Here is a 26,333-nt window from a genome sequence, read left to right as displayed (position 1 = left end):
GTTACGAGTTTTTTGACCGATGTTGTCATGTGTCTGTCCTACTTTGGGTCCAGGGTTATTCTTGTGTCCTCGGCCATCTAAAAAACACCAGGACCAGGTCCTTGTCAAGGAAGACCTGCCAGGTTGGGCTGTTTTTACGACACTCTTGCATTCGGGAGCGCAGATAACTCTAATAGTTAGTGGTATAAATAAATGCTGGAAGTACGCTGGGCAGACGCGTTATGTGGTGGGGTCTTTCAGTTTACGTCGTATCGGGCAGATTTGTTGTGGAGTAAGGCTGTGAACAATTACGAGCAGGTACTGGTAGCGCTCAGACGGGTGATTCGGGCAACGGATCTGCATTCCAAGCGATTGAGCAAGCACGCCGGCCTGACCGGCCCCCAACTGCTCATTATGCGGACGATCAGGCACCTGGGAGAGGTCACCATAGGCACGATTGCCGACAGGGTCAGCCTCAGCCAGGCGACAGTGACCACAATCCTTGACCGGCTTGAACACCGCAAACTGGTTTACCGGGTCAGAAATACCCAGGATAAACGCAAGGTTCATGCTCACCTGACAGCGGATGGCACTGATATCCTGGAGCGGGTCCCTCAGCCCCTGCAGGAGGAATTCATAAGAAAGTTCCAGAGTCTGCATGAATGGGAACAGACAATGATTATTTCTTCCCTTCAGCGAGTCGCCAACATGATGGATGCCGACGACATAGATGCGTCGCCGGTGCTCGATGTGGGCCCGGTGCTCCGGGAAGACGGCTGGAAGGAAACAGAAAGGAAACAGGCGCCGGTCTGATCCCGCTCCTTGAGAACTTCCATTTAAATAAAATGCAAAAGCCTCCGCCTGCCGGGGGCTTTTTATTGTTTTCCACTAAATTTTTCTGCTCTCCTGCCGTTACAAAAGGTAATGGATTTATTTCTTTGGGCGGTGCAAAGTGCCCGCGCCGTGACCCTTCAGGGGCCTCTCCCCGGCACACGTTCCCGTTCTGTTCTGTAATCAGGAAACCGTAAGTTATGCGCCGTAATCTGCCAGTCACCCAGCGCGAAATCCCGATGAAGGATGGCGCGCGTCTGATTACCACAACCGATCTGAACGGCGTTATCGGCCACTGCAATGACGAATTTGAAAAAATCAGTGGTTTCAGCAGAGATGAGCTTATTGGGGCAAACCACAACCTGATCCGTCATCCGGACGTCCCGCCGGCTGTATTTGGGCACATGTGGGAGACCCTTCAAAAGGGCAGGCCCTGGATGGGGGTTGTCAAGAACCGGGCAAAAAACGGCGATCATTACTGGGTTAATGCCTATGTAACCCCGATTTATGAGAATGGCAAAAAGACAGGCTATGAATCCGTACGCTCAAAACCGGATCGTAAGCAGGTTGGCCGGGCAGAGAAGATATACGGTGAGCTCAACAATGGCCGGACTTCCCTGGTTCAGCGCTCCGCGCTCCGGGCGCGTTTTCTGGCTGCATGGCCCTTCCTTCTTTCGCTTGGCATCAGCGTACCTGCGGTGGCGCTGGGCGGCCAGGCGCTGGCCATAAGCGCTGTTGTGGTTGCCAATGTTCTGGCTCTCGGGTTCGTGCTTTCCGGCTTCAATCGCCGCACCCGGAAGCTGCTCGATCTGCGGCCGGATGCCTTTCAGGATCCGCTTATCGCGCTGATGTACAGTGATGAGCCCGGCCGGATAGGGCAGCTCTCCCTGCTCCTTGCGAGCGAGGAAGCTCGCCTGCGCACTGCGCTGACCCGGATCGAAGACCGGGCTGTCGAGCTTGAGCGTATGGCCGTTACCAGCAGCCAGGCGATTGGGGAAGGCGCCCGTTACATTGAGCGGCAAAGAGCAGAAACCGACCAGACAGCTTCGGCCATCAATGAGATGACCGCCTCCATCCAGGAAGTTGCCCGGAACGTTGCGGAAAGTGCAAAGGAGGCCGAAGAGGCAAACCGGCACGCAGCCGAGGGAGCGGGGCTTTCCCGGGGTGCGCTTGCATCCATTGAACAGTTGGTGGAGCGGGTGCACGGAATCGGCAACGCTGTGGCCGAGCTTGGCCGCTCAACCGTGGATATTGGCGATGCCACCAACCTCATAACGGAAATCGCCGAGCAGACCAACCTGCTGGCCCTTAATGCCGCTATCGAGGCCGCCCGTGCCGGCGATCAGGGGCGGGGCTTTGCAGTGGTGGCCGATGAGGTCAGAAATCTTGCCCGTCGCACTCGCGAATCCACGGGCCATATTCACGAGGTGATCGAGCGTTTCCGCAAACAGGTGGATGATGCCGTGGGGGAAACCCGCAAGGGTGAGGTGGAGGCCGGCTCCGGGCTGGACAAGGTGCGTGAGGCCGAGCGCTCCCTGCAGCAGATCGTGGAAACCATCGGGCGCATTACCGACCAGTCTCTCCAGGTTTCAGCGGCCACCGAAGAGCAGAGCCAGGTGGCAGACGAGATCAATCGTCAGATTATCAATATCGCAGAGCTGGCTGATCAGAGCGCTGCCCAGGCCAGCACGGCAGATGAACTGGGCGCCGAGTTCAAGTTACTGGCTAAAGCGCTTCGCGGCCTGGTGGCCAGGTTCAGCCACCAGGCCTAGGAAGGCTCTCCTGAACGGTCCGGCCAGAAGAGCAGGCCGGACCGTTCAGGAAATACCCGGTCAGTGAACGCTGTTGCTGGAAGGCGGCTTGTCGCTGAAAACCTTCTGGTACACATCGCTGTAGCGTTTGGCGAAGTGCACCTCGAGACCTTCCCTGAGATACTCCGGCAGTTCCTCGAAGTCCCCCCTGTTGGCATCCGGCAGGATAATGGTGCTGATTTTCTGCCGCCTGGCAGCTATCACCTTCTCGCGAATGCCGCCGACAGGTAACACCTGGCCGGTCAGAGTCAGTTCCCCGGTCATTGCCATTGACTGCTTTGGTGCCTCCTTCCGCGCAATGGACAGAAGAGCGGTTGCCATGGTGACACCCGCGCTGGGGCCGTCTTTTGGAGTTGCGCCTTCCGGCACGTGAAGGTGAACGAATGACTTGTCAAAGAACGCAGTGTCCGCCTTGTAGCGCTTGAGATTCGAGGAGATGTAGCTGTGGGCGATTTCCGCCGACTCCTTCATCACATCCCCGAGCTGGCCGGTGAGCTTGAAGCCCCGCTGACTGCTGTGGATCCTCGAAGCCTCGATGCTCAGGGTGGCCCCGCCCATGGCGGTCCAGGCCAGACCGGTCACTACCCCTTCGCCTTTCATGGCTTTCTCTTTCCGGAAAGGTGGCTGCCCCAGGTAGCCCACAAGGTCACCAACGCCCACCCGGACCTGGTTATCCGGGGTTTCAAGCAGTTTGACGATGGCCTTGCGGATGATCTTGTGAAGCTGTTTCTCAAGATTCCGGACACCTGCTTCGCGGGCATAGCCCTCAATTACCTGCCGGATGGCGGCATCAGTGATATTGAACTGCTTTTTCTTTACGCCGGCGCGCTTTAGCAGCCTGGGCAGCAGGTGATGCCTGGCGATTTCCAGCTTTTCTTCGGCTATGTAGCCGGACAGCCGGATGGAATCCATCCTGTCCAGCAGGGGGCGGGGAATGGTGTCCAGCTGGTTGGCCGTGCAGATGAACAGAACCTTGGACAGATCAAGACGCGTATCCAGATAGTGATCCAGAAACTCCCTGTTCTGCTCGGGATCCAGAGTCTCCAGCAGGGCCGAGGCGGGATCACCCTGGTAGGAAGCGCCAATCTTGTCGATTTCATCCAGCATGATCACGGGGTTGGATACGCCGCACTCCTTGAGCGCCTGGACAAACTTGCCAGGCATGGCGCCGATGTAAGTCCGGCGGTGCCCCTTGATTTCGGCCTCATCCCGCATGCCACCGACGCTGAAGCGGTAGAATTTGCGGCCTAAAGCATCCGCTACCGAGTGGCCGATGGAAGTCTTGCCCACCCCCGGAGGTCCAACCAGCAAAAGAATGGAGCCGGAAACCTCACCCTTGAAGGAGCCTTCGGCAAGGAACTCGACAATGCGATCCTTCACGTCTTCCAGCCGGTCGTGATCCCGGTCCAGTACCCGCCGGGCCTCCAGAAGGTCAAAATGATCTTCTGACATCTTTCCCCAGGGGACCTGGGTTATCCAGTCCAGATAGTTGCGGGTCACCCCATATTCCGGTGAGCCCTGCTCCAGTACCTGCAGCTTCTGGAGCTCATCCTGGAAGCGGGTCTTTACGTGCTCTGGTGGGTCAAGTTCATCCATGCGGGCCTGGAAGCGTTCCGCATCGGCGGTCTTGTCATCTTTGGCCATTCCCAGCTCACGCTGGATTACCTTCAACTGTTCGCGAAGGAAGAACTCCCGCTGGTGTTTCTGGACCTTGTCGTTCACTTCTTCATTGATTTCCGCCTGCAGGCGCGCCACTTCCTGCTCCTTGCGCATCAGCAGGAGCACCTTTTCCATGCGTCGCAGCAGAGGGACCGTATTGAGCACGTCCTGGAGTTCGTGGCCCTTCGCGCTGGTCATGGAAGCACCAAAATCCGCCAGGGGGGAGCTGTCTTCCGGCCCGAAGCGGGAGAGGTACTGCTTTACTTCCTCGCCATAGAGCGGGTTGGAGCGCAGCAGGTCCTTGATGGCACTGATAATGGCCAGGGTATAGGCCTTCAGCTCTTCTTTCGGTTCCTCCGGCTCATCCGGATACTCAACCTCCACCAGGAAAGGCGGGCGGCGGCGGAGCCACTGGACAATGCGGAAGCGCTGGATGCCCTGTGCGATGAACTGCACTTTGCCGCTCTCGGCCTGGGCCTGATGAACCCGGACGGCGCAACCCATGACTTCCAGCTCGCCGGTGTCCGGCACAGCTTCCTCTTGATCAGGGTTATCCAGAAAGCAGAGTCCGAGAATGTGGTGGTCCGTTTCGCTCACTCTTTTGAGTGTTTCCTGCCATGGCTTCTGATTGACCACTACTGGCTGCACCTGGGCAGGGAAAAATGGCCGGTTGGAAACCGGCAATACGTACATCCGGTGTGGCATGGACTGCTTTGCCAGCGAGAGACTGTGACTGCTTTCATCCCTGCCAATATATTCAGTCACATCGTCGAGGCTGTCTTCTTCAACGACATTGTCTTCTACGGAGTCATCGCGGTGATCGTCATTCATACCGTTGTAGCTTCCCCTGTCGTTTTCGGTTGGGTGATGCCTGTTTATGTGACGCCGCCCGGGCGCATTTCAAGTCGCCGGTTTGCATTCTGTTGCCGGGCCTGCATCCGTGCCGATACACCGTGTGGGCTTGAAATTGGGCGCGATGCCTCTACTTAGGTGGGGTAACCCAATTTCCACATACCAGACCTTTCGGATAATCATCATGAGCAGCTCACCCTATATTTTTGACGCCACCATCGAGAACTTTCAGGAAAAGGTGATGCAGGCTTCCATGCAGACACCGGTACTGGTGGATGTGTGGGCCGACTGGTGTGCCCCCTGTAAACAGCTGATGCCCATCCTGGAAAAGCTGGCCAATGAATACCAGGGCGGCTTTCTGGTAGCCAAAGTCAACGCCGACCAGCAGCAGGAACTCACGGGAAGCCTTGGCGTCAAGAGCCTGCCCACGATCATTCTGGTCAAGAATGGCCAGGCGGTTGACGGCTTCAACGGCGCCCTGCCGGAAAGCGAAATCCGCAAGGTGCTGGACAAGCATGTGGAGGCTCCGGCAGAAGACCCCTATGAGACAGCGCACAAGCTGTGGGAGGAGGGTGATGTGGAAGGGGCCCTTGCCATTCTTTCAGAGCTTAACCAGAAAGACCCCAACGATCTGAAGGTTCTGATTGATCTGGCCCAGCTCAAGGCGGAACTGGGTGATCTGGAAACTGCCGAGAACGTGCTTGCCAGCCTTCCGCCGGAGGAGAAAATGCAGCATCAGGCGAAACAGCTGGCGGCCCGGATCAAGTTCATGAAGCAGGCCGGCGAGTTGCCATCCGTGGCCGAGCTGGAAAAGACCCTGGAGGCCAGCCCCAGGGATCCGGAAGCCCTGCACCAGCTCGCCTTGCGTCATGTGCTGGAGGAAAACAATGCCGAGGCCATGGACCTGCTGATTCGCCTTATGCAGGCGGCTCCGGACTACAGGGAAGGCATTGCCAAAACCACTCTGGTGGAGCTGTTCGACAAGCTGGGTAATGCCAATCCCGATGTCCGTACCTATCGGCGGAAGCTGTATACCCTGATGCACTGAACCGGGGTTACTGCAGGATTTTTCATACCGGGTTTCCGGCCATCTGTGTGCCGGAAACCCGGGCGACATTAACCTCCGGTTTTAACCACCTCAAGCTCAACATCCACCTTGCGCTCGCTCCCGTCGCGCCACAGGGTCAGCGTCACTTCATCTCCTTCCCCGCGCTTGAGCACTACCCGCTGTACGTCAATGGCTTGTGCAACCTCGCGGCCCTCGATGCCGATGATCACGTCCATGCCTACCGGGAATGAATAAGGCCCTATGGTGACCACCTTCTGGGGGCCGCGGATGCCGGCCTGGTCTGCGGGGCCGCCTTCCGCCACGCCGGTAACCACCACGCCTCGTTCGGGAAGCTGGAGCTCCTGTCTCAGAGGGGGTGGATAATTGCCGACGGTGAGTCCGATCTGAAGGCCAAGCCGCGGGCGGTCCGGCAGTTCCAGAGCGGCGGCCGTAAGGCCGCTCAGGCCGCCGGCGCGCATGTCCTCGAAGCTTTCCTTCAGCAGATTGACAGGTACTGCAAGGCCGATGCCGGCAAAAGTCCCGACGGGACTGAGTACCGCGTTGCTGATGCCTATTACCTCGCCCGCGGAGTTGAGGACCGGTCCGCCGGAGTTGCCCGGGTTGATGGCTGCATCTGTCTGGATATAGGGGATTTCAATGCCGACCAGGCCGGGACGTTCCCGTTCCACGGCAGAAACTATGCCGGTGGTTACGCTGGAATGCAGGCCGAAAGGGTTGCCAATCACTATGGCCTTCTGGCCAACACGGACCTGGTCCGAGTCGCCCAGCCTCACCGGCGAAACGGAGGGCGCGCGGGCCGGCTCCTCAAGCTCGAGCATGGCCATGTCAATGTCCGGGTTGGCACCAAGAATTCTGGCCGGATGCTTTGTTTCGGGATCGCCCGGGTAGGCGATGGAAATGGAGGCGCCGGATGCCAGCTCCAGGTTTTCGCTCTCCATGTCCTTGAGGGCGCGGGCAACCACGTGGAAGTTGGTGATTATGCGGCCCTCCTGATCCACCACGAAACCACTGCCACCGGGCATCCCCTGACCGGAGGCCGGCATGCCCTGAACGCCGGAAAGCTGAACCGCCACGATGCTGGCGCTTACTTCCGAGGCTACCTCCATGGTGTTTTTTTCATAGGCCAGACGCTCTGGCTGCTGGCTGCTGACGGCCTGGGTATGGGCTGCCGCAGAAAACATGAGGGCAGCCGCGAGAGAAAAAGCGGCTGTCAGCCGAGGAATGGGAATCTGTCGATCGTTCATCTGTCGTTCTCCCGTCTGCGGAAAAGGCCGGGAAGTGCAGGGGCCCGGCGAAACGGTCAGCGACAGTGTGGGATGTACGGCCTGATCACCCCTGCTGCCGCCAGTGGCGGTGCCTGTCCGGAAGGTTTGTCCGGAACGGCAGGATGTCAGGCTTCATAAAAACACAGGCAGGACGGTTCAGCAACGGCAGACAGCCTCAGCCTGGGGGCAGATCAGGCCTGATCTGCCCCCTCTTTCTTTCTCAGCCATTGCCCTTTCGCATCTGGTCATACTCGTCTTCGAAGAAGAATCTGTCTTCCCCGAAAGCCGGTTCCAGCTCATGGAGCCAGGTGGCGGTCTCGCTGTATTTCGCAAAGAACGGACGCTGAACCCAGTCCGGGTTCCGCCCCTGGAGGAAACGGAGAACGAATACCTTCTCTCCCCTGATCTCGGCAATGCCCTGGATTTCCACCTTGCCCGGCCCTGCGCTCATTGAGGGGCCGCGGGCCGTGCGGGCGAGGCCCGATACCTGCTTGATGGCCTCCCGGTATATGTTGAAGGCCTCGGCCAGGGGTACCTCGAAGTAGTTCTTGGCGCCCGTGTCCCGTTCCACAAACATGTAATAGGGAATGATGCCCAGCTGAACTTCTTTCTTCCAGAGCCTGGCCCAGGCCTCGGCACTGTCATTCACATGTTTGATCAGCGGACCCTGGGCCCGGATTTCCGCGCCGGTGGCCCGTATGCGGCGGATGGCTTCTTCAGCGATGTCCGTGGTGATTTCCTGCCAGTGATTGTAGTGGGCCATGATGGCCAGATGCTTGCCTGCATCCACCAGGCGGGCGAACAGGTCCAGCAGCTCCTCGGAATCCTTGTCCGTCACAAAACGGTAAGGCCAGAAAGTGAGAGCCTTGGTGCCAATACGGATGGTCTGGATGTGATCAAACTCCGGCTTCAGCAAGGGCTCCAGGTACTGCACCAGATGTTTTGTCTTCATCACCATGGGGTCGCCGCCGGTTACCAGCAGGTCGGAGATCTCCAGATGCTCCGCGAGGTAGCCGTGCAATCTGCCTGCATCGGTGCTGGCCATTTTCAGATCCTTGTCACCAACGAACTGGGCCCAGCGGAAACAGAAGGTGCAGTACGAATGACAGGTCTGACCCTGGGAGGGGAAGAAGAGAACGGTTTCACGGTATTTGTGCTGGACGCCTTCCAGAACTTCTCCATTCAGAGTGGGCAGGTTCATCTCCATCTGACCCGCGGGGTGGGGGTTCAGCTCATCGCGAATCTCCTTCGCCACGCTCTGGATCAGCTTCTTTTCTGCCCCTTCCCGGTGCATTCTGGCCATGCGTTCAAAGTGTTCCTCTTTGAGCATGCCCTTCTGGGGAAATACCAGCTGGTAGATCGGATCGTCGGGAACCCTGTTCCAGTCGATCAGTTCGTTGATGACGTACTCGTTCACCCGGAAGGGCAGGACGCTGGCCACCACCTTCATCTCAAACAGGGTGTCTTCAGGCAGGTTCTGGATGACCTCTATTTTATCGAGCTGGCGGTCGGTGTAGACCTGAAAGCGGCGCTCTTCAAATTCAACAGCTGGAATCCGGTCCGGAAAGCTGACGATGGAGTTCATGGATCGTCCTCTGGTTGCATCGGCTTCGGGCACGGAGTTACCCCGGGTCGCTCCCGTGCCGGCTTAAAAATGGGGTCGAAAAGTATACAGAATTGATCCGATGTTTTCAGGTCTAATTAAAATTGGACATTCAGGCGGACGGATATCTCTTTTTTCTGGCGTTTTGGGTGAAGAGGGCGCAAAAAACATTTAGTGCCGAAAGGTTGAGCTGAACCTGGTGGCTTTACAGGTTATGTAGTAAAGCTCCTACATTGGTCGTAGTTCTGTTGAGACTTAAGTCAATTAGGGGCATTATTTCAGACCATATTAAAGGTGGCTGGGCGCTAAAAAGAGGCCGCTAAGCGCCGGTTTTCAGTCTTTTCCAGAATCTTCCGGCTGGGTGTCGCCCTTTTTTTCGGGGCATTGGCAGCTGAGATCTGGCAAAAAATGTAGTAAAAAAACGACACAATTGGCTGGGTCATGAAGTCGGGCGAAGAATTTTGCGTAATTTCTGCAGGAATGGCGGCCCCGGAGAGAGTGCAGGCGGGAAAATTACGGATCCTGTTCTATGCTGTAGCAGGTGCCAGCAAAAACCTGCTCGTGAATCCCGGCATGTATCACGTTGCAGGGTGGCCGGTCTTTTCCATCGGCAAACCACGCGCTATTGAGGCTTGAGGGAGGGTTTGATGTACCAAGATGAAGATCCCACGGAAACCAGTGAATGGCTGGACGCGCTAGAGTCACTGATTGAGCAGGAAGGCGTAAGCCGCGCCAAGTACATTCTGGAGCGACTGTCAGAGCGGGCGAGCAGAGATGGCACGGAACTGCCTTACTCTATCACCACGCCTTTCCGTAACAGCATACCCGTCGTCCGCGAAGCCAGAATGCCCGGTGATCTGTTCATGGAGCGGCGTATACGCTCCCTGATCCGCTGGAATGCCATGGCAATGGTGATGCGGGCCAATCAACGGCCCGGTGATCTGGGTGGCCATATTTCCTCATTCTCCTCCGCCGCTACTCTTTATGATGTGGGGTTCAACTACTTTTTTCACGGTGGTGATGACAAGCGCGAAGCCGACATGGTGTATTTCCAGGGCCATTCCGCTCCGGGAATCTATGCCCGTTCCTACCTGGAGGGGCGCCTGGAGGAAGATCAACTGGACAAATACCGTGAGGAAGTGGATGGCGGCGGTCTGCCATCCTATCCCCACCCCTGGCTGATGCCGGATTACTGGCAATTCCCGACCGTGTCCATGGGGCTGGGGCCGATGCAGGCGATCTACCAGGCTCACGTCATGAAGTATCTGCACAGCCGCGAACTTATCGACAAGAGTGATCGCAAGGTCTGGTGCTTCCTGGGGGACGGTGAGTGCGATGAGCCGGAAAGCCTGGGTTCAATCTCCATGGCCGGCCGCGAAAAGCTGGATAACCTTATCTTCGTGGTCAATTGCAACCTGCAGCGGCTCGACGGGCCGGTCCGGGGCAATGGCAAGATTATCGACGAACTGGAAGGTGTCTTCCGTGGCGCCGGCTGGAACGTCCTGAAGGTAGTCTGGGGCCGCATGTGGGACACCCTCTTTGAAAAAGACACCGAAGGCGTCATGCAGCGGGCCATGGACGAGGTCTGCGACGGTGAGTTGCAGAACTTCAAAAGCAACGGCCCGGCCTATACCCGGAAGCATTTCTTCGGCCGATACCCGGAGCTGGCCAAGCTGGTGGAGGACCTTTCTGACGAAGACATCCAGAGGCTGAACCGGGGTGGTCATGACCCGTACAAGGTCTATGCCGCCTATCATCAGGCTGTTCACAAGAACCAGGGCCGGCCGACGGTAATCCTTGCTCACACCATCAAGGGCTATGGCTTTGGTGCGGCAGGCGAGGCCCAGAACACGGCTCACTCCCTGAAGAAACTGGACATCGAAGCACTGAAGAGCTTCCGGGACCGATTCGCCGTGCCGCTGAAGGACGACGAACTGGAAGACGTACCCTATTACCGTCCGGCTCCGGACAGTCCCGAAATTGTCTACATGAAAAAACGCCGGCAGGATCTGGGCGGTTTCTATCCCAAGCGCCGCAAAGACAGCCAGCCCCTGCAGATCCCTGATCTGGATATATTCAAGACACTGATCGACGGTTCGGATGGTCGCGCCATTTCCACCACCATGTCATTTGTGAGACTGCTCACGGCCCTGGTAAAGGACAAGCGAGTGGGCAAGCGGGTGGTTCCGATCGTGCCGGACGAGGCGCGCACCTTCGGCATGGAGGGCATGTTCCGGCAGCTCGGTATCTACACCTCTGAGGGCCAGAAATACACGCCCCAGGATCGTGACCAGATCATGTATTACAAGGAGGACAAGAAGGGCCAGATCCTGGAGGAGGGCATCAACGAACACGGGTCCATGGCTGCGTGGATGGCAGCTGCCACCTCCTACAGTGTGAACGATTTCCCGCTGATTCCTTTCTACACCTTCTACTCCATGTTCGGCTTTCAGCGGGTGGGGGATCTGGCCTGGGCTTCCGGTGATATTCAGGCCCGTGGTTTCCTCGTGGGTGGCACTTCCGGGCGCACTACCCTGAATGGCGAGGGTCTGCAGCATCAAGATGGTCACAGCCATATACTGGCCAACACCATCCCCAACTGCATTTCCTACGATCCGGCCTATGCCTATGAGCTGGCGGTGGTGGTGCATGAAGGCATGAAGCGCATGTACGAGCGCAATGAGAATGTCTTCTACTACGTCACCATCATGAACGAGAACTATGAGCAGCCGCCGATGCCCAAGGGTGTCGAGGAAGGCATCATCAAGGGCATGTACAAACTGGATTCCATTGAGGCAAAGGGTGGCAAGAAGGCCCCGCGAGTCCAGTTGCTGGGTTCCGGCGCCATTCTCAACGAGGTGCGGGCCGGTGCCGAGCTGCTGAAAGAGGATTTCGGTATTGCCAGTGACGTCTGGAGTGTTACCAGCTTCAATGAACTGGCCCGTGACGGCCAGCATGTGGACCGCTGGAATCGCTTCCATCCGGACGACAAGCCCCGCAAGGCCTACATCACCGAATGCCTGGAAAAGCAGAAGGGGCCTGTCGTGTCCTCAACGGACTACATCAAGCTGCATTCCGAGCAGGTGAGGGCGTACATGCCCGGCACCTTCGTGACCCTGGGCACGGACGGCTTCGGCCGTAGTGATACCCGGGAGAAGCTGCGCAGCTTCTTCGAGGTCGACCGGTATCACGTGGTAGTCGCGGCTCTGACAGCTCTGGCACGGGACGGTGAGGTGAAGCAGGACACAGTCCTGGAGGCAATGCGCAAATACGGCATTGATCGCAACAAACCGAACCCGGTGCTGAGCTAAGGAGTCCGCCATGAGTGAACAGGAAATCAAGGTTCCGGATCTCGGCGGGGCAGACGAAGTCGAGGTTATCGAAATCACCGTCAGCAAGGGGGATTCGGTCGAGGAAGAGGATTCAATTCTCACCGTCGAGTCCGACAAGGCTTCTGTGGACCTGCCGTCGCCTGCGAAAGGCAGGATCACGAAAATCACCGTCAAGGTGGGCGACAAGGTCAAGGAAGGCGACGTTGTTGGCATGATGGACGTTGGCGAAGACGGTGGCACTGGAGCTGAAGAACCCGACCAGCAAGAAGAAAAGGAAGAGAAGAGCGAACCCGCCCCATCCGAAGAAAGCGGGGAAAAGCCTGCAGCTGCGAAGGCTGAGAAGGGCGGTTCTGGCGGCGGCTCCCGAAACGAAACAGTCAAAGTGCCCGATCTTGGTGGCTCGGACAATGTGCCGGTGATCGAACTCAACGTGAAAGAAGGGGACGAGGTTGCCGAGGAGGACCCACTGGTCACGGTGGAATCAGACAAGGCGACCATGGAAATCCCGTCCCCCTTTGCGGGAAAAATCGGCAAAATCCTGATCGCCGAGGGTGACAAGGTCTCCACTGGAGATGATCTTCTGGAAATTACGGTAGCCGGCAGTGGCCAGGCTGCTGGTGCCGAACCGGAAGAGAAAGAGGAGAAGAAAGAGGAGAAGAAAGAGGAAGGCAAGGAGAAGACACCGCCAGCCGGCGGGGAGCAGGAACAGGCGAAACCTGAAGAGGGTCGAGCGGCGCCCGAAAAGCCGAAGGCCGAGCCCGAAGTTCCTTCACCTGGTACCAAAGTGCACGCCGGGCCCGCGGTGCGCAAGCTGGCCCGTGAGCTTGGGGCAGATCTGACCCGCATCAAGGGCAGCGGACCAAAAAGCCGGATCATCAAGGACGACCTCCAGGCCTACGTCAAGCAGCGCCTGAGTCAGGTCCAGGAAGGTGGTGTGGCCAGTGCCGGCGGCGGCATCCCGGGCATCAAGCTGCCCGACTTCAGCAAATTTGGTGAAGTTGAGCGGGAAAGCATGTCCCGCATGCAGGTGGCTACCGCCAACAACATGCAGCGCAGCTGGCTCAACGTCCCCCATGTAACCCAGCAGGACGAGTCAGACATTACCGAACTGGAGGCCTTCCGCAAGGGGCTGAAAGCCGAGGGTGAAAAGCGGGGCGTGAAAATGACGCCATTGCCGTTCATCCTCAAGGCCTGTGCCCGGGCCCTGGAAGACCTGCCCCAGTTCAATGTATCGCTGGACATGGACAGAAAAGAGCTGGTCCGGAAAAAATACATCCACATCGGCATAGCCGTGGATACCCCGGCCGGACTGATGGTGCCGGTGATCCGGAATGTGGATCAGAAGGGCTTGTGGGAACTGGCGGAGGAGGCCGGTCAACTGGCTGCCAAAGCCAGGGACAAGAAGCTCAAGCCGGACGAGATGCAGGGCGCCTGCTTCTCCATTACCAGCCTGGGTGGGATTGGCGGCACGGCATTTACGCCCATCGTCAATGCGCCTGAGGTGGCCATACTGGGGATCTCAAAGGCTGCCATGAAGCCGGTCTGGGACGGTTCCGCATTCCAGCCCCGGCTGATGCTGCCGCTGTCCCTGTCCTACGACCACCGTGCCGTGAATGGTGCCGATGCAGCCAGGTTTACCACGCTGCTGGGCAGCCTGCTGGGGGACATCCGGCATCTTCTGCTTTAGGTCCGCACCCTCTTGGAGCCACCCCCTTCAGCCGCCCGCTTCCGGCGGCTAAAGGGGGGTGGCTCCAGACCTTCTGTTTTCGCTTTGCTTTCTGGCATCAGCCAAAAAATCCCTTCAGCTCCTCCCGCATGGATTCGTTCAGGTGGCAGATCACAAACTTGCCATTGCGCTCCACGCGTATCAGTTCCGCATTGACCAGCTCCTTCAGGTGATGGGAAATGGTGGGGGCTCCAACCCTCATGGCATTGATGAAATCCACCACCCGGCAGCCACTGTTGCTTACCTCGCTGATCTGCTTGTGCACAATTTCCTGGTAAATCTGCAACCGGTTGGGATTGGAAAGGGCCTTGAATGCGCGGGTCAGGCGTTCGTTGTTCTGGTCGTGGGTCATGGGGTATTCCGGTGGAGACTATAGGAGGACAGTGTATTACAGTTTGACAAGTATCGAAACATGGAATAGTTTGATGTTTATCGAACTGAGCCCATGCAAGGAGTCAGCAATGTCCATTTCCGAAACCCTCGGTCAGCCCTTCACCCTCGGGAATGGCAAAACCATTCCCAACCGCTTTGCCAAGTCGGCCATGAGCGAGACCATGGGCACCATCGACAACCATGTCACCCCCGAGCTGGCAAGACTCTATGGCACCTGGTCGGATGGTGGTACCGGCCTGCTCATCACGGGCAACGTGATGATTGATGGCCGCCACCTGGGCGAGCCAAAGAACGTGGTGGTGGAGGATGAGCGGGACATGGACCTGCTCCGGGAATGGGCCAGAGCGGGCACGCGTCAGGGCAATGAGCTCTGGATGCAGCTCAACCATCCAGGCAAGCAGAGCCTGAAGATACTGAACCGTGACCCGGTTTCCCCCAGCGCTGTACCTTTCCGGAAAGAGCTCCAGAGCATGTTTGCCACTCCCCGGGCGCTGACGGTTCCGGAAATCAAAGACATCGTCGGGCGTTTTGCCACCACCGCTGCCATCGCTGAAAAAGCGGGCTTTACGGGAGTGCAGATTCACGGCGCCCATGGCTATCTGGTCAGCCAGTTCCTCTCGCCTCACCACAACCAGCGCACGGATGACTGGGGCAGCACGCCGGAAAACCGGATGCGGTTTGTGGTTGAGGTCTACCGGGCGATCCGGGAGGCCACATCAGAAGGCTTCAGTGTAGGCATCAAGCTCAACTCGGCGGATTTCCAGCGTGGGGGCTTCACCGAAGAAGAGTCCCTCGCGGTCATCGAGACCCTGGCGGAACTGGGCATTGACCTGGTGGAGATTTCCGGGGGGAACTATGAGAACCCGGCCATGGCAAAGGGCGCAAAGGAAAGCACCGTGGCCCGGGAGGCCTACTTTCTGGAGTTCGCCGAGAAGGTTCGGGCCAGGGTGTCTGTCCCCCTGATGGTGACCGGCGGATTCCGCACCAGCGAAGGCATGGCCGGAGCCGTTGAATCCGGTGCCACTGACCTTGTGGGCCTTGCCCGCCCTCTGGCAGTGGAACCGGATCTGCCGAACCGGGTGCTGGCAGGGGAGAGTTTCTCAAGCCTGGTTCGGCCCATCAGCACGGGTGTCAGGGCGATCGACAATATGGCGCTGATGGAAGTGGCCTGGTACACCCGACAGCTAGACCGCATGGGCAGGGGCAAGGCACCCCGCAAGCATGACCGGGGTTTCTGGTCGCTGCTGGAGGTTCTTGCAATAATGACGACGCGCGGCGTAAGAACCCGTTTGAGAGCCTGACTGTCCGCATGCTAGCGAGCGGACTGAGAGCATAAAGGGCATCAGGCAAGCGGGGGGAAGAAATGGAGCGGGCAGGCCGGGTCCGGCCTGCCCGGAGCTGGATCAGTTCGCCAGGAACACCCAGTCGAAATACTCATGCAGATCCTGAATGAGTTTCTCTTCTTCCCTGTTGGTCAATTCGAACAGGGCGTTTGAATTTGTGGCTTTTTTCATGACGCCTCCTTCTCTGGTTGCGCGCAGGGCCAAAATTTAATCCCTGCTTTGCTTCAGCATCGGCTTGCCATAAACCGTTATCCTATTAGTAACAAAGATTTAGGCTGACTTCAAAGCCGGAAAGAATTGGATGTGACTCGCAGGACTATTCATCAGAGGGGGGAATAAGGAGAGAATTACAAAAAAAAGCGCCGCTCGTGAGAGCGGCGCCCTGGCTCTGAACTTCTTACAATCTTAGAAGCTGTACTGCGCGGAAGCCTGCAAGCGAGCTGCATCCCCGTTATTACCATTCTCCAGTTCGATATCTCCGTAAATAGCTTCCAGGCCCAGTGTTACAGGGTCTGCTACTTTGACGAAATTGCTGAAGTGAACGGTCTGTTGCTCTCTCAGGTTGTTCGCGAACATTCCCTTTTCAAGATCACGCTCCACGCGGCCATAGGAAAGGCTGCTGGAGAACATGGGGGTCCACTGCTGAGCGACCGCAACGTTAAAGCCAAGCGCTTCAATTGGGTCCAGGTCACCGTCGCCATCAATGACGGCTTCACCGACGTTTACGAAGATGTAACGACCAACACCATCACCGTACACGGCACTTGCCATGAGGCGGGTGGCGGGGGTTAGCTGAAAACTGCCGGCCAGCATTACACCGTAGCCGAATTCACTGTCATCTCCGGTGGCAACAGCGGAATCAGTTTCCAGATAGCGTCCCAGAACCGCTGCTTCAACACCAAGTGCTCCAAATGAGCCCTTGAATTTTGCAGTCACGTCGGGCGCCTTGTCGTTCAGGCTTCCGCTGACATTCGCGGTTGGATCCTGCTGGACTATACCTTCGATCGCTTGCGCATTTTGCAGTGTCAAGCCCTCGGGGTTCTCAATGGAGAACGACAAGGCGCCGTTTTCGACCGGCATGGTATAGCGCAACTGGCCCTGACGGACGAAGGTCACGCCCACGGGGCCATTGAAATCAACCGTCGAGGGGTAAGCAGTGAACTGCATGAAGTTTGACCAGGTCTGGCCAGCAAGCCAGCCACCCATGGAGCCCCAGGCATGACGGATCCTGAAACCTCTGGAATTGGAGAAGAACTCGTTGCCCTCGCCGGTAAAGAAATCCCCCTCGATGTGAGTTTTGACAGTCCCGGCATCAGTTGGTGTGCTGGTTGAAAAGAAAATCCTCGACTGCAGGGCATGTGCCCGGAAATTGGTATCGTCGTCATCCCGATTTGGGTCTATAACCGTAGCGTCGAAAGCATTACCGATGTCCTGGTCCAGGTCATAGATAAAGTCGCCCTTCACATAGCCCCCGATCTTCATCGACGTGTCGGTGCCGGGCAGCTTGAAGCTTCCTGGAGCGTCCGGCACGACCACATCGCGCTCAAGCTCGTCGATCTGGACCTGCATCTTCTGGATCTGGGTCTGCAGGTTCTGAACGGTTGGCGACTGAGCAAATGCTGGCTGGCCCGCCGCGAGCAGCAGCCCGCCGACACCCAGTGCCACCCCTCGTGCTGTGCCAGTTCTTATGGTTTTAAGTTTTTTCAGGTGCATCAATTTGTCTCCACGAATTATTTTTGTGTTGCAGCCCACGAAGAGTAGTTACAAACATATGACTGGGCAAGTTATTTTATAAGGATTTACACTAACGTCTAAGCGCCTTAAGTCGTGTATCGTTTCAGGTGGGAGTCTCTTCTCTTTTTGCTCCTCCTTCTCCCTCCATCTGAAAGTTATTAGCGGTTTCGCCGAAAAATGCCACAAAAATCCGACTTTCTTGATACCGCCACCTTTGCCTTTCTCGATCTCGAGACCACTGGTGGGGGCGCCGGCCATGACCGGATTACCGAAATCGGCATCCGCCTCTGGCGTGCCGGCGAGGTAATCGGGGAATGGCAGACCCTGCTGAATCCTGAAACCCGTATTTCGCCTTTCATTGAGCGCCTGACCGGCATAAGCAATGACATGGTGGCCACAGCTCCCACCTTTGCAACGATAGCGGATGAGCTCCGGGAGAAGCTGAAAGACGTGGTATTTGTCGCCCACAACGCCCGGTTCGATTATGGCTTCGTCAAGGCCGAGTTTCGCAGGCTCGGCCAGGCTTTCTCGGCGCCGGTTCTCTGCACGGTAAAGCTTTCCCGCCATCTGTATCCGGAGTTCCGGCGCCACAACATGGATGCCCTTATCGAGCGCTTTGGCCTGGATCAGGTGCAGCGGCACCGGGCCATGGGCGACGTGGCCGCCATGTTTGCTTTCTTTCAGCGGGCGCTCGGGGACAAGGGCTCAGAACGCTTTGGCCAGGCGCTTCGCGAACTGATGAAGCGCCCCAGCGTGCCCTCCCATCTTCCGGTTGATGTCCTGAACGACCTTCCTCGAAGCCCGGGTGTTTACCGCTTCTACGGCGAAAACGATGTACTGCTTTATGTGGGTAAAAGCACCAGCATACAGCAACGGGTTGCATCGCATTTCTCCGGAGATCACAACACAAGCCGCGGCATACGCCTGTCCGAAAGCCTGCGCCGGGTGGAGTGGACCGAAACAGCCGGAGAGTTGGGGGCGTTGCTGCTGGAACTCAAGCAGATAAAGAAGCTGAAGCCCCTGTTCAACCGGCGCTCCCGGGCGGCAAAAACCCTGGTAAGTATTGAGCTTGTGGCCAGTGATCAGGGCTACCTGCAGGCCGCCCTTGCCCGGGAAATAGAGACCCACCGGCTGGGGGGCTATTATGGTCTTTTCCGGAGCAAAAAAGAGGCAGAGAAGGCGCTGGTTGGCATAGCTGCGAAGAATGATCTCTGCAACCGGCTGCTGGGTCTTGAACCGGCCCGTCCCGGCCCCTGCTTCCAGCGTAGCCTGAATCGCTGCCGGGGAGCCTGTGAGGGCGGGGAGGATGTCACCAGGTACAACCTCCGGGCCCAGATCGCTTTTCACGCTCTTCGCCTGAAAACCTGGCCCTGGCAGGGGCCGGTTGGCGTGGTGGAACGGGATGCCATCAGTGGCAGAAGTGAAATTCTGGTATTTTACAACTGGATGCATGTGGCCACGGTTGCGGATGAGCAGTCCCTGGCCGATCTGTCGCTGGCTGGCCTGCCTGTCACCTTTGACCACGACTCCTATAAACTGGTGGTCAGGGCCCTGATGGGGCAGGATGGTCAGAGCAGGGAAATCATTGAGCTACCGATGCTCGGGAACCCGGAAGTCCTCATGCCATGACGGCTGAGAAGAAGTTGCTGCCGGTCAGTACATCCCACATACCCAATTGGACTATCGGTGACTAGACTGAAGGAAGCTGATAGCGTTTTTCTGAGAGGAATGAATGAACAGACAGCAGGTGGATCGCTCGCTTTTTGATGAGGTCATGGTGCCAAACTATGCGCCGGGAAACATGATTCCCGTGCGGGGTGAAGGCTCGCGGGTCTGGGATCAGGAAGGTCGTGAGTTCGTCGATCTTGCTGGCGGTATCGCGGTTACTGTTCTGGGGCACGTCCATCCGGGGCTGGTTGGCGCGCTGGTGGATCAGGCCAACAAGCTGTGGCATCTCTCCAACGTGCTGACCAACGAGCCTGCCCTGAAACTGGCAAAAACCCTCTGCGATCTCACCTTTGCCGAGCGTGTGTTCTTTGCCAATTCCGGCGGCGAAGCCAACGAGGCGGCATTCAAGCTCGCCCGTCGGTATGCCTGGGAGAAGTTCGGCCCGGAAAAGAATGAAATCATTTCCTTCCGCAACAGTTTTCATGGCCGCACGCTGTTTACCGTGAGTGTGGGAGGCCAACCCAAGTACCTGGAAGGATTCGAACCGGCACCGCGGGGTATCGGTCACGCCAATTTCAATGATCTGGCGTCGGTGGAGGCGCTGATCTCGGAAAGAACCTGCGCCATAGTGGTGGAACCCATCCAGGGCGAGGGCGGCATCGTCCCCGCGACTCCGGAGTTCCTTCAGGGCCTGAGGGATCTGTGTGATAAACACGATGCCCTTCTGGTTTTTGACGAGGTTCAGAGTGGTGTTGGCAGAACTGGCCACCTGTATGCCTATGAGATGTACGGCGTGGTTCCGGACATACTGTCCACGGCCAAATCCCTGGGTGGCGGTTTTCCCATAGGTGCCATGCTGACCACGGCAGAGGTTGCGGCAAGTCTGGGTGTTGGCACCCATGGCAGCACCTATGGGGGTAACCCCCTGGGCTGTGCCGTCGCCCAGAAGGTTCTCGACACGGTCAGCCAGCCGGAAATTCTCAAGGGCGTGAAGGCCCGCTCCGACAGGCTGCGTGCCGGCATGATGGACATAGGTCAGCGTTATGGCGTCTTCAGTGAAGTCAGAGGCTTCGGGCTGCTACTCGGCGCCGTGCTGACCGAATCGTGGCAGGGCAGAGCCAAAGAGCTCCTCAATGCCGGCATTGAGGAAGGTGTCATGGTGCTGATTGCCGGCCCGAATGTCATCCGCCTGGCGCCGTCACTGATCATCCCCGAGTCAGACGTGGACGAAGCTTTGCTCCGGTTCGACAGGGCGGTCAAAAAGCTGTGCAGCCAGGCAGCAGGATAGCTCGCCGGTTGACGCCTTTCCGTTAAAGGAGTGGAACGCATGTGGGTTGTACGTCCGGGAATACCCGATGACCTGCCGGATATCCAGAAACTTGCATCCGTGGAGGGGTCCCGTGTGTCCACCCTGCCCAGGGATGAAGAGAAGCTGGCCGAGAAGCTTGAACATTCCCGGCGCTCCTTTGCAGGAGATGCGGGTGTCCGGAACAACGAGCGGTTCCTGTTCGTGCTGGAAGATTCGCGTTCTGGTCGCGTCTGCGGGACCGCAGGCATTGATGCCCGTGCCGGCAACGGCCAGCCCTTCTACAATTACCGTCAGGATGCCCTGATTCACGCCTCACACGAACTGGGCGTGTCGCGCCGGGTGGGCGTTCTTTATCCTTCCCATGGCCTGACAGACAGCACACTGCTCTGCTCCTTCATGATCGAGTCATTGCTTCGGGACACTGACGCTTTCGAACTGCTATCCCGCGCCCGCCTGCTTTTTATCGCCCAGCACCGGGACAGGTTCGCCGATAATATGGTGGTGGAGATCCAGGGCGTGCGGACGGACACTGGGGCCGTGCCTTTCTGGGACAGCCTGGGGCGGCATTTTTTCAATATGGATTTCGACACCGCGGATGACTATTCCGGCGTCCTCAGCAAGACCTTCATTGCGGAGCTCATGCCGCCCAACCCGATCTATGTGACCCTTTTGACCGACGCAGCCCAGGCTGCCCTTGGCGTTTCCTGCGACCGTGCCGGAAAGACGGTGACGGTTCTGGAACAGGAAGGCTTTCGGCGCGGCCACCACATCGACATATTCGATGGTGGACCTGTGCTCCAGGCCCGGACCGATGCCCTTAAAAGCATAGTGACCTGCCTCCGAATGAAATGCCGGCCGAGCGAGGAGGAACACGGCCCCGGCTATCTGGTGGGCGCTGGAACCGGCCCGGCTTTCCGCTGCGCTCGCTCACCACTTCATGAGCATCTGGATGGCACCGCTGTGGTTCCGGTATCGACAGAAGTGTTATTGGGTATCCAGTCCGGGGATGAAATACTGGTGGCACCGCTATGAGCAGTCAGGCCCCTTATTTACCTGACTGTCAGGGAGAAACAGAATGCTCGTGATCCGGCCTCTGGGGGAAGATGACCATGATGATCTTTACGCCATGGCCGAGGGCGCAGGCAAAGGTCTCACCTCGCTGCCTGCCAGCCATGATCTGCTGGCCCGCAAGATAAATCGTGCCAGGGATACCTTCAGCCAGCGTAGCGCCCCGGAGGCGGGGCTCTATCTTTTCGCCCTGGAGGATACGGAGCTGGGTCGCTGTGTTGGCATCAGTGGTATTGAAGCCAGAGTTGGACTGGAAGAAGTGTTCTGGAATTACCGGTTGAGCACGATGGTGAATGCCTCCCGGGAACTGGATGTACACGTCCGCACGCCGACACTGCAGCTCACCAACGACATGACCGATACGTCTGAGATCTGCTCGCTACTGCTGGCCGACAGCCATCGCAGTGGCGGCAATGGCCTGCTGCTGTCCCGTTGCCGTTTCATGTATCTGGACGACTTCCGCAGGCACTTTTCGGAAAAGATTTTTGCCGAAATGCGGGGCGTATCAGACAGTCAGGGCTACAGTCCCTTCTGGGAAGCACTGGGCCGCCGGTTTTTCGACATGGAGTTCAGCGAGGCCGATTACCTGTCCGGAGTCGGCAGCAAGTCGTTCATCGCCGAGCTGATGCCCAGATTTCCCATTTACCTGCCGCTGCTGCCGGACAGTGCCAGAGCCGTGGTTGGCCGGGTTCATGAAAAAACGGCACCGGCTCTGCGGATGCTGGAAGCCGAAGGCTTCAATTTCAACGGACTGGTGGACATATTTGATGGCGGACCGGTGGTGGAGGCGTTTATTCACAACATCCGGTCAGTCCGGGAGAGCACCAACCGCTTCGTAATGATCAGCCGGCAACCTATCGATCTGGACGTGCCGGCAGATCAGAGGGTGATGGTGTCAAACCGTTCGTTCCGGGATTTCAGGGCTACCACCTTGCCCTTTCGCTGCATCAGCCCGGATACGGTCAGCATGACGCCGGACATGGCCGAGGTGCTGAAGGTGGAATCCGGTGACGTAGTGCGCCTTGCACCCTTGAAAGACTCTGGTCACTCCCCGATACAGACCAGAGATACGCGATTTGCCACAGACAGACGGCCAGCATAGGCATCACGGGATATGCGGGCGTCCTGAAGGAGCTAATGATGGAACTTGAACTAACCGGTGATCTCTGGATCAACGGGCTCTGGCTGGTAGGCCAGGGGCCGCTTTTTTACTCGAACCAGCCAGTCAGCGACGACATCGTCTGGGAAGGCGAGGCCGGTGGCTTTGACGACGTTGACGCTGCAGTCCGGTCCGGAAGGGAGGCATTCCCGGAGTGGCGCAGGAAAACCTTCAGTGAGCGTCTGGCCATCATTGAAGCCTTTGGCAAAGAACTGGAGAAAGAGAAGGAGACCCTGGCGCACCAGATTGGCCTGGAAACCGGTAAGCCCCTATGGGAATCCCGCACCGAAGTGGCCGCAATGATTGCCAAGATCGGTATATCTGTCAGCGCCTACAATGAGCGCACCGGCTATTCCGAAAATGAGGTGGCCGCAGGCCGGGCGGTACTCCGACATCGGCCTCACGGCGTGGTGGCGGTCTTTGGCCCCTACAATTTTCCCGGCCATCTGCCCAACGGCCATATAGTGCCAGCGCTTCTGGCTGGCAACACGGTTGTTTTCAAGCCCAGCGAACTGGCCCCGGGCGTGGCCGAAATGACTGTCAGACTCTGGGAGCGCGCGGGCATCCCGGCGGGTGTCATCAACCTGGTCCAGGGCGGCCGGGATACAGGCATTGCCCTGGCGCGCCACGATTCCATTGATGGACTGTTTTTTACCGGCAGCGCCGATGTCGGGCACAAGCTGCACGAGCAGCTGGCAGGCCAGCCGGAAAAAATCCTGGCGCTGGAAATGGGCGGCAATAACCCCCTGATCGTTCAGGATGTGAAGGATCTTGATGCGGCTGTTCACCACACCATCCAGTCTGCCTTTCTCTCGGCTGGCCAGCGTTGCACCTGCGCCCGGAGGCTGCTGGTGCCGAAAGGCGCTGAAGGCGACCGGTTTATTGACCGTCTGGTCGAGGTGAGCGGTAAGATCCAGGTAGGTGATTTTGATGCGGATCCCCAGCCATTCATGGGTTCCGTCATATCGCTGGATGCCAGTAACAGGCTTCTTGATGCTCAAAAGCTCCTCAGGAAGGCGGGCGGCAAGGTGCTGCTGGAAATGAAGCGGGTCCGGGAGGGCACGGCCCTGATGTCACCGGCCATCATTGACGTCACTGGAGTGAAGCTCAAAGACGAAGAGTTTTTCGGGCCGATGCTCAGTGTGTATCGCTACGACGATTTCGATGAGGCACTGGCTGTGGCCAACGACACCCGCTTTGGCCTTTCCGCCGGCATACTCACGGACGACAGAAAGCTCTATGAACGCCTTTCCGAAGAGGTAAGGGCCGGCATAGTGAACTGGAACCGGCCACTGACCGGTGCCAGCAGTGCCGCGCCTTTTGGTGGCGTAGGTGCCAGCGGAAACCATCGCCCCAGTGCTTATTACGCCGCGGACTACTGCGCCTGGCCAATGGCTTCGCTGGAAGCAGATAGAACCGAGATGCCCGAGAGCCTGCCGCCAGGGCTGAAGTTCGACTGAGCGCAGGCAACGGCGGTCGTTGCCCCGGCCGTCGAAACCATCAGGATGTGTCATGCCAATAGATGCAGTTGAAGCGAACTTTGACGGCCTGGTCGGGCCAACCCACAACTACGCTGGCCTGTCCTGGGGCAACGTGGCATCCAGATCCAATGTGCGGGCAGTTGCCAATCCCCGTGAGGCCGCACTGCAGGGGCTGCAGAAGATGAAACGCCTGGCGGACCGGGGTTATGTCCAGGGTGTTCTGCCGCCCCATGAACGGCCTCACATACCGACGCTGCGGGCGTTGGGCTTCAGCGGCTCTGACAGTGATGTGCTCCGGGCGGCCGCCCGGGACAGTCCGGTCATCCTGGCGGCTGTCGCTTCAGCCTCCACCATGTGGACGGCAAATGCGGCAACTGTGTCTCCCAGTGCCGATACCCGTGACCGGCGGGTGCATTTCACTCCTGCCAATCTCAGCGCCAAGTTTCACCGGTCCATCGAGCATCTGGTGACCGGCCGCGCCCTGAAATCCATCTTTGCCGATGAGGCCTGTTTTGCCCATCATCCTGCACTGCCCCCGGTGAGCCAGTTCGGGGACGAAGGGGCCGCCAATCACACCCGGCTCTGCGCTGCCTACGGCGAGCCAGGCGTGGAGCTTTTCGTCTACGGGCAGATTGCCATGGACGAAAGTGCACCGGCTCCCCGGCGGTTTCCCGCCAGGCAGACTCTGGAAGCAAGCCAGGCCATCGCCAGGCTCCACGGGCTCAGCGATGCCCGCGCCGTCTTCGCCCAGCAGAACCCGGACGCCATAGATGCGGGGGTGTTTCACAATGATGTGATTGCCGTGGGCAATGGCAATGTGCTTTTTTATCACGAAAAGGCCTTTCTTGATGAAGACCGGGTGCTGGCGGATGTCCGCAGCCGGCTCAGGGGCGCGGAGCTTGAAGCCGTTCGGGTGAGCGAGTCGGATGTTCCTCTTGGGGATGCGGTCTCTTCCTACCTGTTCAACAGCCAGTTGCTGAATCTCCCGGGGGGCAAGGGCATGCTGCTGGCGGTTCCCGGGGAATGCCGTGAAATTCCCTCGGTGAGCCGTTATCTGGATTCCCTGCTGGACGCTGGCGGTCCCATCCGGGCGGTCGAGGTATTTGACGTCAAACAGTCCATGCGTAATGGCGGCGGCCCTGCATGCCTGAGGCTGCGGGTGGCGCTCACCAATGAAGAACTGGCCGCCATGCATCCGGGGGTTCTGCTGACAGATGAGCTCTATGAACGGCTTACCACCTGGGTGCAGGGCCATTACCGCAGTGAAATGAGTCAGGAAGATCTCGCCGACCCCATGCTGCTGGATGAAAGCCGTCATGCCCTGGACGAACTCACCGGTATCCTCGGGCTTGGCTCTATCTACGATTTCCAGCGCAACTGAAGCGCTTTGCCCGGCTGGTCATCCGGCGATGGACGACATCAGCATGGCCATGGTGTGTTCGATCAGCTGCTCCCGGGGATAATCAGCCAGCGGCCCTTCTGCGTTCATCTTCTGCTGGCAAAGCATGATCACGCCGTGGAACGAACCCCGGAGGTAGAGCGCCGTGTTCAGCGGATCACGGACGCGCTGCCGGCTGAGTGATCCGTCTGCCAGACCGCGCCTGATAGCGGCGACCATCAGTTCCATGGTCGCTGATTCACCACAGAGCATCTGTTCAGCCTGCACCTCATCCGCATCCTGCATGGCGGTGGTGGCCTGGGTCAGCGCGGTAAAGTAGTCCGGCTCTTCCAGATAAAACTGGTAATAGGCTTGCCCGATCGCGCGGATCTGCTCCAGGCCACTGTTTTTTTCCCGGCAGGCAGCGGCAAAGCGCTGACGCAGACTCTCCCCCGCACGAAGCATGATGCCCCGCTGAATGGCGGCTTTGTCACGGAAGTAGACATAAAGCAGAGCCCGGCTCAGCCTGGCCTGGCGTGCGATGTCATCCATGGAGGTGCGCTCATAGCCTTTGCTGGAAAATATCTGCTCCGCAGCATCAAGAATGGCCTGGTATCTGGCCTGTTTTTCCTGTTCTCTCCGCGATTTCAGATCATTGCTCATGGGTGCCTGA

General features: G+C 58.2%; 19 protein-coding genes. 13 read left to right on the top strand and 6 right to left on the bottom strand.

The genetic code is table 11. The features are described from left to right. The first annotated feature begins 279 nt into the window (after nt 1–279). On the top strand, nt 280–792 hold the full coding sequence (locus LG327_RS01385) for a MarR family winged helix-turn-helix transcriptional regulator (RefSeq protein WP_404365011.1): 513 nt from the start codon (nt 280–282) through the stop codon (nt 790–792). A gap of 218 nt (nt 793–1,010) precedes the next feature. Continuing rightward, complete coding sequence (locus LG327_RS01380) at nt 1,011–2,582, top strand: methyl-accepting chemotaxis protein (protein WP_404365009.1); 1,572 nt, start codon at nt 1,011–1,013, stop codon at nt 2,580–2,582. A 60-nt stretch (nt 2,583–2,642) separates the two neighbouring features. On the opposite strand, the gene lon is transcribed toward LG327_RS01380, so the two are convergent. Continuing rightward, nucleotides 2,643–5,111: an endopeptidase La gene (gene lon / locus LG327_RS01375; RefSeq protein WP_404365007.1), complete on the bottom strand. Its 2,469-nt coding sequence runs from the start codon at nt 5,109–5,111 to the stop codon at nt 2,643–2,645. Nucleotides 5,112–5,316: 205 nt separating this feature from the next. On the opposite strand from lon, the gene trxA reads away from it, so the two are divergent. Next, nucleotides 5,317–6,180: a thioredoxin gene (trxA, locus tag LG327_RS01370; protein WP_404365005.1), complete on the top strand. Its 864-nt coding sequence runs from the start codon at nt 5,317–5,319 to the stop codon at nt 6,178–6,180. 68 nt (nt 6,181–6,248) lie between these two features. Here trxA and LG327_RS01365 read toward each other — a convergent pair whose 3' ends face one another. Continuing rightward, nucleotides 6,249–7,445, bottom strand: a complete 1,197-nt coding sequence (locus tag LG327_RS01365) for a S1C family serine protease (protein WP_404365003.1) — start codon at nt 7,443–7,445, stop codon at nt 6,249–6,251. Nucleotides 7,446–7,686: 241 nt separating this feature from the next. Continuing rightward, on the bottom strand, nt 7,687–9,051 hold the full coding sequence (locus LG327_RS01360) for a KamA family radical SAM protein (RefSeq protein WP_404365001.1): 1,365 nt from the start codon (nt 9,049–9,051) through the stop codon (nt 7,687–7,689). A gap of 459 nt (nt 9,052–9,510) precedes the next feature. On the opposite strand from LG327_RS01360, the gene LG327_RS01355 reads away from it, so the two are divergent. The 3 genes from LG327_RS01355 to aceF are packed head-to-tail and all read left to right on the top strand — an operon-like array spanning nt 9,511 to nt 14,088. After that, nucleotides 9,511–9,705: a hypothetical protein gene (locus tag LG327_RS01355; RefSeq protein WP_404364999.1), complete on the top strand. Its 195-nt coding sequence runs from the start codon at nt 9,511–9,513 to the stop codon at nt 9,703–9,705. 11 nt (nt 9,706–9,716) lie between these two features. Then, on the top strand, nt 9,717–12,380 hold the full coding sequence (gene aceE, locus LG327_RS01350) for a pyruvate dehydrogenase (acetyl-transferring), homodimeric type (protein ID WP_404364997.1): 2,664 nt from the start codon (nt 9,717–9,719) through the stop codon (nt 12,378–12,380). A 10-nt stretch (nt 12,381–12,390) separates the two neighbouring features. Further along, entirely contained in the window at nt 12,391–14,088 is a 1,698-nt protein-coding gene (gene aceF / locus LG327_RS01345; RefSeq protein ID WP_404364995.1) for a dihydrolipoyllysine-residue acetyltransferase, read from the top strand. Between the two features lie 97 nt (nt 14,089–14,185). Here the strand turns inward: aceF and LG327_RS01340 are convergent, their stop codons facing one another. Next, on the bottom strand, nt 14,186–14,479 hold the full coding sequence (locus LG327_RS01340) for an ArsR/SmtB family transcription factor (RefSeq protein ID WP_404364994.1): 294 nt from the start codon (nt 14,477–14,479) through the stop codon (nt 14,186–14,188). Nucleotides 14,480–14,588: 109 nt separating this feature from the next. Here LG327_RS01340 and LG327_RS01335 point away from each other — a divergent pair, with 109 nt between their 5' ends. After that, entirely contained in the window at nt 14,589–15,821 is a 1,233-nt protein-coding gene (locus LG327_RS01335) for an NADH:flavin oxidoreductase/NADH oxidase family protein (protein ID WP_404364992.1), read from the top strand. A 447-nt stretch (nt 15,822–16,268) separates the two neighbouring features. Here the strand turns inward: LG327_RS01335 and LG327_RS01330 are convergent, their stop codons facing one another. Further along, nucleotides 16,269–17,576 (bottom strand): DcaP family trimeric outer membrane transporter, encoded by a 1,308-nt coding sequence (locus LG327_RS01330; RefSeq protein WP_404364990.1) that lies wholly within the window; start codon nt 17,574–17,576, stop codon nt 16,269–16,271. Between the two features lie 198 nt (nt 17,577–17,774). Between LG327_RS01330 and LG327_RS01325 the strand changes: the two genes are divergently transcribed. The 6 genes from LG327_RS01325 to astB all read left to right on the top strand — a co-directional run bounded on the left by LG327_RS01325 (nt 17,775) and on the right by astB (nt 25,663). Beyond that, a complete protein-coding gene (locus LG327_RS01325; protein ID WP_404364988.1) occupies nt 17,775–19,226 on the top strand; it encodes an exonuclease domain-containing protein in 1,452 nt (483 codons plus the stop codon). Between the two features lie 103 nt (nt 19,227–19,329). Next, nucleotides 19,330–20,553 (top strand): aspartate aminotransferase family protein, encoded by a 1,224-nt coding sequence (locus LG327_RS01320; RefSeq protein ID WP_404364986.1) that lies wholly within the window; start codon nt 19,330–19,332, stop codon nt 20,551–20,553. A gap of 39 nt (nt 20,554–20,592) precedes the next feature. Beyond that, nucleotides 20,593–21,606, top strand: a complete 1,014-nt coding sequence (locus tag LG327_RS01315; protein WP_404364984.1) for an arginine N-succinyltransferase — start codon at nt 20,593–20,595, stop codon at nt 21,604–21,606. A gap of 43 nt (nt 21,607–21,649) precedes the next feature. Next, nucleotides 21,650–22,744: an arginine N-succinyltransferase gene (astA, locus tag LG327_RS01310; RefSeq protein WP_404364982.1), complete on the top strand. Its 1,095-nt coding sequence runs from the start codon at nt 21,650–21,652 to the stop codon at nt 22,742–22,744. A 35-nt stretch (nt 22,745–22,779) separates the two neighbouring features. After that, on the top strand, nt 22,780–24,261 hold the full coding sequence (gene astD, locus LG327_RS01305) for a succinylglutamate-semialdehyde dehydrogenase (RefSeq protein ID WP_404364980.1): 1,482 nt from the start codon (nt 22,780–22,782) through the stop codon (nt 24,259–24,261). A 52-nt stretch (nt 24,262–24,313) separates the two neighbouring features. Then, nucleotides 24,314–25,663, top strand: a complete 1,350-nt coding sequence (gene astB, locus LG327_RS01300) for an N-succinylarginine dihydrolase (protein ID WP_404364978.1) — start codon at nt 24,314–24,316, stop codon at nt 25,661–25,663. 18 nt (nt 25,664–25,681) lie between these two features. Here the strand turns inward: astB and LG327_RS01295 are convergent, their stop codons facing one another. Then, nucleotides 25,682–26,323, bottom strand: a complete 642-nt coding sequence (locus LG327_RS01295; protein WP_404364976.1) for a TetR/AcrR family transcriptional regulator — start codon at nt 26,321–26,323, stop codon at nt 25,682–25,684. Between the last annotated feature and the right edge of the window lie 10 nt (nt 26,324–26,333).

Origin of the sequence: Marinobacter sp. (assembly GCF_044799475.1) — a bacterium.
Taxonomy (GTDB): domain Bacteria; phylum Pseudomonadota; class Gammaproteobacteria; order Pseudomonadales; family Oleiphilaceae; genus Marinobacter.
The sequence above is the reverse complement of the archived record's forward strand: the minus strand, read 5'-3'. Positions and strand labels throughout refer to the sequence as shown.